Below are 6,755 nucleotides of genomic sequence, written 5' to 3' on the forward strand. Positions count from 1 at the left end.
TCGGCCGCCTCGGTCAGGCTGAACCCCGCCGCGACGGCCTCCACGGCGAGCTCCCTGGTCTCCAACGGGTACATGCGGACTCCAATCCGGACACCGGAGTGTCCAACTTTTTGTCCGCACCCCCTTCTTGCGGTTTGCCCCCGCTCTTTCGGTGTCTGCCACGTTTTCGGGTGAACCCGCATTGGCGCACCAAGGTCCTCCCAATCCGGCGTTCGCGGCCCGAGATGCGCCCGGCCAGAAAGGGCGCGCTGGCAGTGGGCGAGAGGATGGCGCAGCTCTATGGCCTGACATGCGCCCGACCGGGAAGGGCTCGTCGGATTGCGGAATGGGCTTTCACGCAAAAAGATAGAATCAGTACAAATGTTTCACGTGAAACATCGATCGCTCATCTTTGCTGGGGGTTCGTCTTTCTGCATCGAGCTTCGCTGTCGGTCATAGCGGGACTTCTCGCATCCCGATGGCGGTTGGCGAGAACGTTTCCCCTTCGTTGGCGGCAGGAAAGGGCGAGGGAGGCGAAGGGGAGCGGCTGGAGAAGCGCTTCCTGTTGCGATCTCAATGTGATATCATATCGATATTGGTAAAGAGAAAGGAACCATCATGTCCGTGCAGAAGACCTCGTCCATCGCCACGACTTCCCCGGAGGCGGTCGCACTTGGGGCGGCATCCGTCGAGAAGACCGTCCGGGTGAGAAGCGGCTGGCCGATGCTGCTGTTGACCGCGGTGGCGACGGCGGTCCTCGTCGCGTGCATCGTGGCAGGAGCCGCCATGCTTCCCGCGTCCGACGCGCCGGTGGCGACGGCGAGCGAGGCTGCCGGCGTCACGCTGCTCGCCGTGGGCATCGTCGGCATCTGCGTGGTGCCGCTCATCCTGCTCATGGGTTTCTTCACCATTCAGCCGAATCAGGCGCGCGTGCTCATCCTGTTCGGCGACTACAAGGGCACGGTGCGCGAGGAGGGCTTCCATTGGGCGAACCCGTTCTTCTCCCGCAGGTCGGGCTACACGAACGTCGACGGTAAGCCGGCGGCTCTCTCCACGAAGGTGTCGCTGCGCGCCCGCACGTACAACGGCGAGCACCTCAAGGTGAACGACAAGTGCGGCAATCCCATCGAGATCGCTGACGTCATCGTATGGCGCGTGGAGAACACGGCGAAGGCCCTCTTCGACGTGGACGACTACAACTCCTACGTGCACACGCAGAGCGAGACGGCGCTGCGCCATGTGGCCACCACGTACGCCTACGACCAGATGCCGGGTGCTGCGGAAGGCGAGATCACGTTGCGCAGCAACATCGAGGAGGTGTCCGCGGCGCTCAAGGAGGAGCTGTCGGTGCGTTTGGAGAAGGCCGGCGTGGTCATCGACGACGCGCGTCTCACGCATCTGGCCTACGCGCCCGAGATCGCCCAGGCGATGCTGCGCCGCCAGCAGGCTGACGCCGTCATCGCCGCGCGCGAGAAGATCGTGCAGGGCGCGGTGGGCATGGTGGACATGGCGCTTTCCGAACTGTCTACCAAGCAGGTGGTCGACCTTGACGATGAGCGCAAGGCGGCCATGGTGTCGAACCTCATGGTGGTGCTGTGCGGCGAGTCCGATGCTCAGCCGGTCCTCAACACGGGAACGCTCTACCAGTAAGGGAGGGCGCCCGCCTCGGCTGATGCGCCGAGGCGGGCGCGGTGCGAAGTCATGGCGAAACGCAAACAGTATCCCCTCCGCGTCGATCCGGACGTTTGGGAGGCCGTGGAGAAGTGGGCCGCCGACGACCTGCGCAGCGTGAACGCGCAGGTGGAGTTCATCCTGCGCCGCGCGCTCAAGGATGCCGGCCGGCTGCGGCCGCCGAAAAGCCCAGGAGGCGAAGGGGAGGTGGAGTAACAAGCGGCGTGACAGCGGCGTGACAGCGGGACGGGGATATTGTCACGTTCCGCAGCGAGATAAAATGCAAGTGGGTAGTCCGCGGAACGTGACAATATCCCCGTCCCGCTGCCACGCTCAGACCGGCCACGACCTCTCTTGTTGTCGTCCCGACCGAGCGCAGCGAGCGGAGGGATCCCGTTCGGTGCCAGCCTTGGCGGCCTTCGGCTCGCGGGGGATCTCTCTGCGGCGGCTGCGCCGCCTCCGGTCGAGATGACAGCCGGAGGCGGCCGTTTCGTGCCGAAGGTTTACGCCAGCACGGCTTCCTTGCTCTCTTCCCTCGCGGCGTCCTTGCCGAGGTCGTGCCCGGCGCCCTGGATGCGGCCGAGCTTCGTGTTGTCCTCCGTGCGGCTGCGAAGCTCGCGGATGGGGCTCTCCCCGTCTTCGAGGCGGTAGTCGCGCCCGTCCTTCTTCTGCGCCTCGCGAATGACGCGGTGGCTCGGCACGTCCTGGACGCGGCCGTTCACCTGTGCGTTCCACGTGAAGAAGCGGAAATCGTTCGGCAGGTCGTCCACTTCGACGAACTCCTCCTCGCGTGCCGTGAGCGTGGCCTGCTCGGCCAGCACCTCGCGGACGTAGTCCTTCGTGGGATGGAAGTCCAGAAGCTCGGGGAACTCGCCGCTGGGGATAAGCTGCTGCCATTCCATGCCCTCGCGTTTCTGCAGCAGCTCGGCGGCTTTGTGCAGGTGCGCGACCTCCTGCTCGAAGTTTCGCTCCCAGATCTTCTTCACGTACGGGTCCACCTCCGTCTCGTAGAACGAGTAGTAGAGGTAGGTCTCCATGTACTCGCGCAACAGCAGGTTCTCAAGCCACGTGCACGAGGGGTCCAAGAGCGCGCCGTAGTGCGTGACATGCTCCTCCTCCACCATGCCGATCTCCAGGTAGAGGTCGCGCGCGACGCCTTCCGGCTGCGTGTTGCCCAGGTTCATGTAGTAGTTCATGGTCTGCTGCTCGCCGGCGGTCAGGATGAGCGCGCCGAGCGTCGTGCGGATGTCGGCCGTCTTGGCGTTGCGCGGTGCGCGCACCGAATCGATCGGATGGCGGTGATGCGCGATGGTCGGGCGGCCCGGCGTGATCTCGATGGTGTCCTGCACAAGCTGGTGGGCGGGCAGGTCCTCGTCCATCTTGAGCAGGTTCGCGTAGCGGTACAGGTGGTCGAAATCCTCGAGCAGCGCGAAGTCCATGCAGGCTTTCGCGTACGCGTCGGGCTCGTGCATGGCGAGCCACGCCGTGAGGTCGACGGCCAGCTGCTCGTAGCCGATGGTCGTCTCGAGCGGCGTCTCGTCGGAGGGCGACAGCCAGTTCACCTGCTTCTGCTGGCCCGCCTCGATGCGGCGCACGAGCGCCAGCTCGCGGCGCAGGTCGTTGTCCTCGCAATTGCGGTTGAAGTTGTGGTCGAACATCACGGCCTCGACCTCGATGCCGTTCATGAGGATGATGCGGGCCTTCGTGTAGGGGTCGGTGTCGAGCTTCTTGTAGGGGCGCGGGGAAAGGTCTTTCCAGTCGAGGGCCATGTCCTCGATCGCCTTCGCCGGTTTCTGGTCGAACGGGTTCATAGAGCCTCCTGTTCATCGTCGTCGGTTCCGCGGGCAACGTGCGCGCGGCGCCCGCGCGGATCGAAGGTGCCGAGCGCGGGTGGATGACCATGCTAGGCACCTGCAGGATACGTTCGGGGGGCGGTTGGCGGCCGTTGCCGAGACGTCGCCGGGCCGGGGGAGGGCGTTTCCCTCGAACGGAAGGGCGCGCGTTCGAGATCGCAGTCTGCGTTCGCTCCTTTCCGATTCGCGGCTTTGCTATACTGTTCGCTGAAACAGGCGCGTGCGAAAGGTGCAGAGCATGATCATCAAGAAGTCCCCGGCCGAGATCGAGGCCATGAAAGAGGCGGGCCGCGTGTCCGCCAAGGCGCTGCGCGAGGTGGGGGCCCATGCCCGTCCGGGCGTGTCGACGCTCGAGCTGGACGAGCTGGCGGAGTCCGTCATCCGTGCCGAAGGGGGCATCCCCGCGTTCAAGGGCTACGGCGGTTTTCCCGGCAGCATCTGCGCGTCGGTGAACGAGCAGATCGTCCACGGCATCCCTTCGGCGGGCGTCGTGCTGAGGGAAGGCGACATCATCTCCATCGACACGGGCGCCATCGTGGACGGTTGGGTGGGGGACAATGCGTGGACGTACGCGGTGGGTCGGATATCGGCCGAGAAGCAGCGTCTGCTCGACGTGACGGAGAAGTGCTTGTGGGCCGGCCTCGATGCGGCGAGGCCGGGCAACCGTCTGGGCGATATCGGGCACGCGGTGCAGTCCATCGCCGAAGAGGCGGGGTTCGGCGTGGTGCGCGAGTACGTGGGGCATGGCATCGGCCGCGACATGCACGAGGAGCCGAACGTCCCGAACTTCGGCCGCAAGCACACCGGCGTGCGCTTGGAGGCGGGCATGGTGCTGGCCATCGAGCCCATGATCAACGTGGGAACTCACAAGACGCGTCTCATGCCCGACGGCTGGCTGGTGGTGACGCGCGACGGCAAGCCATCGGCCCACTTCGAGAAGACGGTGGCCATCACCGAGGACGGCCCGGTGGTGCTCACCTGCGAGGAGGGTCGCCGCCGCCCGGTGTAGGCCGGGAGGTGTCCTTCTTGCATCTGCCTGCGAGACGGGAGCGAGCGTTTTACGAGCGGGGCGGGGTGATGCCCGCATGGGAGGGGGCGTTGCGGCGCCCCCTCCCGCATGTGCATGCTAGAGCGCGCACGCGGCCAGATAGCCCTCTTCCACAGCGCGGTTGATGTCGGCGGCTTCCCTGTTGCAATCTCCTGCGAGCGTGACAGGCACGCCGGCGGCTTCGAGCGCTGCCGTATCGAAGTCGACCGGCGCGGTGCCCAATGCCAGCACGACGAAGTCGCAGGGGATGCGCACGTTCTCGCCGTTCGCGTCGGTGGCCTCCACGGCGCCTTCGACGATGCGGTCGACCTTGGTTTGCGTGAGCTGCGCAACGCCGTGCTCCTCGAAGTCGGCCATCATGAACGGCAGCACGGTGGAGGATTCCTCGGCTGCTATCGCATCGAGCATCTCCACAATGGTCACCGTGCAGTCTTGCTCGGGTTGGGCCAGGTATTCGGCAGTCTCTGCGCCCACAAGGCCACCGCCGATGACCACCACGTTGCCATGGGGCTTCGCTGCGCCCGCCAGCACGTCCCACGAGTCCAGCACGAACGGCCGCTTTGTGCCGGGAATGGACGGCACGATGCTGCGCCCTCCCACGGCCACCACTGCGGCGTCGGGGCGCTCGGCCAGTACGCGTGCGGCGTCGGCGGGCTGCCCCAGCTCCACGCGCACGCCGACGGCGTCGAGTGCGGCGACGAACCAGTCGCGCGAGCGCGTCATCTCGTCCTTTCGCGGCGGCACGCTCGCTATGCCCAGCTGCCCGCCCAGCTTATCGGCTTGCTCGAACAGCACCACGTCGTGTCCGCGCAGGGCGGCCACGCGCGCGGCCTCCATGCCGGCGGGGCCGCCGCCCACCACGACCACTTTCTTCGGCGCGTCGGCGGGCTTTACGGCGCGCTCGTACTCGTAGCCGTTCTCGGCGTTCAGCACGCACGAGAGGAAGCGGCGGTTTTGGATGGCGTCGGTGCAGCCCTTGTTGCACATGATGCAAGGGCGGATGAGCTCGGGCGTGCCCGCTTCGAGTTTGCGCACGTAGTCGGGATCGGCCAAAAGCGAGCGACCGAGGCCCACGTAGTCGCACGCGCCGCTTTCGATGAGGCGCTCGGCATCGGCGGGGCTCACGATGCGGCCCACGGTGGACACCGGCACGCTCACGGCCTCCTTCACGCGACGGGACGCCTCCTCCATGAAGCAATACGGGCGCGTGCCCATGGCGGGGATGGTGTCGTTCAGGTTGCCGGTGTGGTTGGCCTGTCCCACATGGAAGGTGTCCACGCCCGCCTCCTCCAGAAGGAACGCTAGCCGCACGGCTTCGTCGATGAACAAGCCACCGCGTCCGATCTGGGGATTCTCGGAGATGATAGGCAGCTTGTAGTCGATGCAGATGTCCGGCGCTCCTGCGCGGATGGCGCGCACCACGGCCAGCGCGAATTTCGTGCGGTTCTCGAATGAGCCGCCGAACTCGTCGGTGCGCTGGTTGATGAGCGGCGAGCAGAGCGAGCCCACCAAGCGGTCGCCATGCACCTCGATGGCGTCGGCGCCCGAGCGCACCGCGCGGTCGGCGAGCGCGGTGATGCTGGCTAGGATGGCGTCGAGACGCTCGGCATCCACCTCGTTCACGTAGTGCCGCATGTCGTGGTGGAGCTTCGCGCGGGCCGCTTGCATGTCGCCCTTGGCGAACAGCTCGGCGATGGCCACCGTATCGTATTCGGGATGGAACACCTGCAGACCCAGCTTGCAGCCGAATTCGTGCACTGTTTCGGCCAGCTTGGCGAACGTGGGGATCTGCTCGTCGCAGAACAGCTTCGGCGTGGGAGACACCGTGTTCACGGGCGCCACGTCGCCGATGACGATGTAGGATGCGCCGCCTTCGGCGATGCGACGGTAGAAGTTGAGGCTTTGCGTGGTGATTGACCCGTCGCGGGCTTCGTATCCCGTGGTCATGGGCGGGAGCATGACGCGGTTCTTGAGGGTCATGTGGTTGATGGCAAGCGGTTCGAGCAACAGCATGGCGTCACCCTTCTCTTCGAGGGACGGCCGCACTTGGGGCCCTTGTGGATCCTGCCGACCGTCCTGTCCGTCCTCTCATTATACCGCTAATGACTGTTCTCTGGTAGCAGATATGGGGTGCAGTTGACAGGTGGGAGGATGCGGTGGGCGTGGGTGGGCGTGGATGGCTTGGTAGCGCTGGCGGCCGGGGG

5 protein-coding genes are annotated in these 6,755 nt (G+C 65.9%); 3 read left to right on the forward strand and 2 right to left on the reverse strand.

The window, feature by feature from the left end; genetic code table 11:
• Positions 1-597 precede the first annotated feature (597 nt).
• Both C2L80_RS12695 and C2L80_RS12700 read left to right on the forward strand, forming a co-directional pair.
• Entirely contained in the window at positions 598-1,629 is a 1,032-nt protein-coding gene (locus C2L80_RS12695; protein ID WP_204600611.1) for an SPFH domain-containing protein, read from the forward strand.
• 51 nt (positions 1,630-1,680) lie between these two features.
• Positions 1,681-1,866: a type II toxin-antitoxin system antitoxin gene (locus C2L80_RS12700; RefSeq protein ID WP_087198348.1), complete on the forward strand. Its 186-nt coding sequence runs from the start codon at positions 1,681-1,683 to the stop codon at positions 1,864-1,866.
• Between the two features lie 287 nt (positions 1,867-2,153).
• Here the strand turns inward: C2L80_RS12700 and C2L80_RS12705 are convergent, their stop codons facing one another.
• Positions 2,154-3,461, reverse strand: coding sequence for a hypothetical protein (locus C2L80_RS12705; RefSeq protein WP_103263331.1), 1,308 nt, complete (start codon positions 3,459-3,461; stop codon positions 2,154-2,156).
• Between the two features lie 280 nt (positions 3,462-3,741).
• Between C2L80_RS12705 and map the strand changes: the two genes are divergently transcribed.
• Positions 3,742-4,512 (forward strand): type I methionyl aminopeptidase, encoded by a 771-nt coding sequence (gene map / locus C2L80_RS12710; RefSeq protein WP_087198351.1) that lies wholly within the window; start codon positions 3,742-3,744, stop codon positions 4,510-4,512.
• Positions 4,513-4,629: 117 nt separating this feature from the next.
• On the opposite strand, the gene bilR is transcribed toward map, so the two are convergent.
• Positions 4,630-6,564 carry a bilirubin reductase, long form gene (gene bilR, locus C2L80_RS12715; RefSeq protein WP_087198353.1) on the reverse strand — a complete coding sequence of 645 codons (1,935 nt, stop codon included), beginning with the start codon at positions 6,562-6,564 and terminating at the stop codon, positions 4,630-4,632.
• Between the last annotated feature and the right edge of the window lie 191 nt (positions 6,565-6,755).

Source organism: Rubneribacter badeniensis (genome assembly GCF_002899695.1).
Taxonomy (GTDB): Bacteria; Actinomycetota; Coriobacteriia; order Coriobacteriales; family Eggerthellaceae; genus Rubneribacter; species Rubneribacter badeniensis.